The organism is Pseudoflavonifractor phocaeensis (assembly GCF_016901955.1).
GTDB classification, from domain to species: domain Bacteria; phylum Bacillota; class Clostridia; order Oscillospirales; family Oscillospiraceae; genus Flavonifractor; species Flavonifractor phocaeensis_A.
Map to the genome: position 1 here is coordinate 1 of NZ_JACJLC010000158.1, position 2,954 is coordinate 2,954.

Sequence of the window (2,954 nt, forward strand, 5' to 3'; positions counted from 1 at the left end):
CGGCTTGAATCCGTATGCCTTCTGCGAGAATTCTAAACACAAACCGTTCTGCCAAAAGCTATGTCTTGGCAGGACGGTTCTTTTTGCCTTATTATGCGGTGTTGCCTTAAAGCAAGGCCGTCCGCGCTGTATTTGTATGCGCCAGCCCGCAGTGAAGGCGAATGCAAAAAATGCGTCTGTTATAGATTTGCCGCCTGACCTCAGTTAAATGCCGTCCTTGGTGACAGCCCGGTTGATGGCGGAGAGGATGCCCTTCAGAGGGGCCAGGTTGATATTGTGGCTCATGCCCACGCCGAACCAGTCTTTGCCGGTTTCGTCCTGGAGATGGATGTAGGCCACAGCCTGGGAGTCGGAGCCCTGCTTGATGGCGTGCTCGCTGTAATCCACAAAGGTGAACCGGTCCATCTTCTGGCCGTGGATGGCGTTGAAGAAGGCGTCGATGGGGCCGTTGCCCGAGCCCTGGACCTGGAACACGGTGTCGGTGTGCCGCAGGGTGCCGGCGAAGGTGACGTGGGAGTGGCCCTCCTCGTCGGTGAACTCGGCGAAGGAGTGGCGCACCAGCTCATAGGGGGAGACGGCGTCGATGTAGTGGGTCTTGAACAGGTCGTAGATGGCGTCGGCCTTCAGCTCCTTGCCCACCCGGTCGGTCTCCACCTGGACGATGTGGCCGAATTCGGGGTGCATGGCCTTGGGCAGGTCGAAGCCGAAGTTGTGCTGCATGACAAAGGCGGCGCCGCCCTTGCCAGACTGGGAGTTAATGCGGATGATGGGCTCGTACTGACGGCCCACATCGGCGGGGTCGATGGGCAGATAGGGTACCTCCCAGTACTCCGTGCCGCTCTCGGCCATGTAGTTGACGCCCTTGTTAATAGCGTCCTGGTGTGAGCCGGAGAAGGCGGTGAACACCAGCTCGCCCACGTAGGGCTGCCGCTCGCCGATCTTCATCTTGGTGACCTTCTCGTACACGTCCCGGATCTTGTTGATGTTGGAGAAGTCCAGCTTGGGGTCCACCCCCTGGGTGTACAGGTTGAGGGCCAGGGTGACCATGTCCACGTTGCCGGTGCGCTCGCCGTTGCCGAAGAGGGTGGCCTCCACCCGCTCGGCCCCGGCCAGCAGGCCCATCTCGGCGGTGGCCACCCCCTCGCCCCGGTCGTTGTGGGGGTGGAGGGAAATGATGGCGCAGTCCCGGCCGGGCAGCTTGCTGATAAAGTACTCGATCTCGTCGGCAAAGTAGTTGGGCATGCAGTTTTCCACGGTGGTGGGCAGGTTGAGGATGATCTTCTTCTCCGGGGTGGCCCCGATGGCCTCGATGACCGCCTGGCAGATCTCCACGGCGGCGTCCATCTCGGTGCCCATGAAGGACTCGGGGGAGTACTGGTAGCGGAGATCCATACCCTTGTCGATGGCGGGCTGGCTCAGCTCCCGGATGAGCTGGGCGGCGTCCACGGCGATCTTGGTGACGCCGGCCACATCGGTGTGGAACACCACCTTCCGCTGGAGGGTGGAGGTGGAGTTGTAGAAGTGGAAGATCACATGCTTGGCCCCGTCGATGGCCTCAAAGGTGCGGCGGATCAGGTGCTCTCTGGCCTGGACCAGCACCTGGATGGTCACATCGTCGGGGATGTGGCCCCCCTCGATGAGGGTGCGGATGAACTCATACTCGGTCTCGGAGGCGGAGGGGAAGCCCACCTCGATCTCCTTCACGCCGATGTCCACCAGGGTGTGGAAGAGCTCCAGCTTTTCCTCCACGTTCATGGGGTCGATGAGGGCCTGGTTGCCGTCCCGCAGGTCCACCGAGCACCAGATGGGGGGCGCCTTCAGCTCCTTGTCGGGCCAGGCCCGCTTGGCCATCTTCAGGGGGACAAAGGGAATGTACTTTTCGTGGGCAGGTTTCATAACAGCAGTTCCTCCTTGGGTCAGGGGTTTTTTCCTACAAAAACGCCCCTGACCAGATTATGGTCAGGGGCGTAAGATACGCGGTACCACCCTGCTTCCGCCCGCCGTCACCGACGGACGCTCACGGCCTCCAACAAGGCCCCGGCCTGTAACGTGGCCGCTACGGCCTGCCCTACGCAAGTTTCAGACAGGCGGCTCCGGGATCAGTATACGCACATCTTCCCCCGCCGGTTCGCACCAACCACCGGTTCTCTGAGGGGGCGGGGACATGCCTTCTTCCCATCCTAGCCGTTTGGGATTTGATTGGTACCCATTTTAGCCGAACCCGCCGGTTTTGTCAAGAGCCACTTTCCGTCCAGGTCAGCAGGGGGGACTGGATGGGGACGGTCAGGTCACATCCGCCGTATCCGCGGTTGGGCGGGTTGAGGGAGCAGGAATAGCTGCCCAGGTACTCCAGCCCCGCTTTGGAGTAGAGGGCCAGGTAGAAGTCGGTGCCGCTGCGGGAGGGGGTATCCCGGATGGCCAGGGTATGGCCATTGTAGGCCAGATACAGAGGGCTGTAATAGTCGTCTATCCAGTTGAAGTAGGTGACGTCCAGGGCGTTCAGAGCGTCGGTGCCCTGGACAAAATCCAGCTGCCAGGCCCCGTCCCTCCGGCAAACCACGGCAAACCGGCCGTCGGCGTTCTCCACGCTGTAGGCCATGGGGACGAAGTAGTCCTCCCCCTGCCAGGTCTGCTGGTATTCCAGCCCCTCCAGGGAGAACAGGTCCAGGGTCTGGGTCAGCCGGACGGCGGGGTCAAAAATCCGCAGGCGGAGCTGCCCCTCCTCCTGGCTCAGCAGAAAGTACCCCGTCTCATCCCCCCAGAAGTCCGCCACCAGGCTACCCTCCGGCAGGGAGTAGAGGGTCTCCAGGTGGGGGGTGATGCCGTCGGACCCCATGTCCAGCCGGTAGATCCCCCAGCCGCCGTCGATGTGGCTGCCGTCCAGGGGGTAGGTGGTGGTAGTGTCGTCGTCGTTCCAGCGGGTGCAGGTGTTGGTGAGGGTGAAGATCAGGTGG

Annotated in this window: 2 protein-coding genes, 1 pseudogene and 1 other annotated feature; of the genes and pseudogenes, 1 reads left to right on the forward strand and 2 read right to left on the reverse strand. The window is 62.1% G+C overall.

Going from position 1 to position 2,954, the window contains the following annotated elements:
• Positions 1 to 208, forward strand: a 208-nt coding sequence (locus H6B51_RS16710; protein WP_204884730.1) for a hypothetical protein, incomplete at its 5' end; no start/stop codon positions are given.
• Here the strand turns inward: H6B51_RS16710 and leuA are convergent.
• On the reverse strand, positions 205 to 1,896 hold the full coding sequence (leuA, locus tag H6B51_RS16715) for a 2-isopropylmalate synthase (protein ID WP_204884731.1): 1,692 nt from the start codon (positions 1,894 to 1,896) through the stop codon (positions 205 to 207). The two genes, H6B51_RS16710 and leuA, sit on opposite strands and share 4 nt — an antisense overlap.
• 62 nt (positions 1,897 to 1,958) lie before the next feature.
• Positions 1,959 to 2,191, reverse strand: a binding site (T-box leader).
• Positions 2,192 to 2,233: 42 nt separating this feature from the next.
• Positions 2,234 to 2,954, reverse strand: a pseudogene (locus H6B51_RS16720) (hypothetical protein); the annotation flags it as partial.

Bases quoted from the DNA above. Each gene is read 5' to 3' on its own strand.
- leuA (WP_204884731.1), bottom strand. From the start codon at position 1,896: ATGAAACCTGCCCACGAAAAGTACATTCCCTTTGTCCCCCTGAAGATG.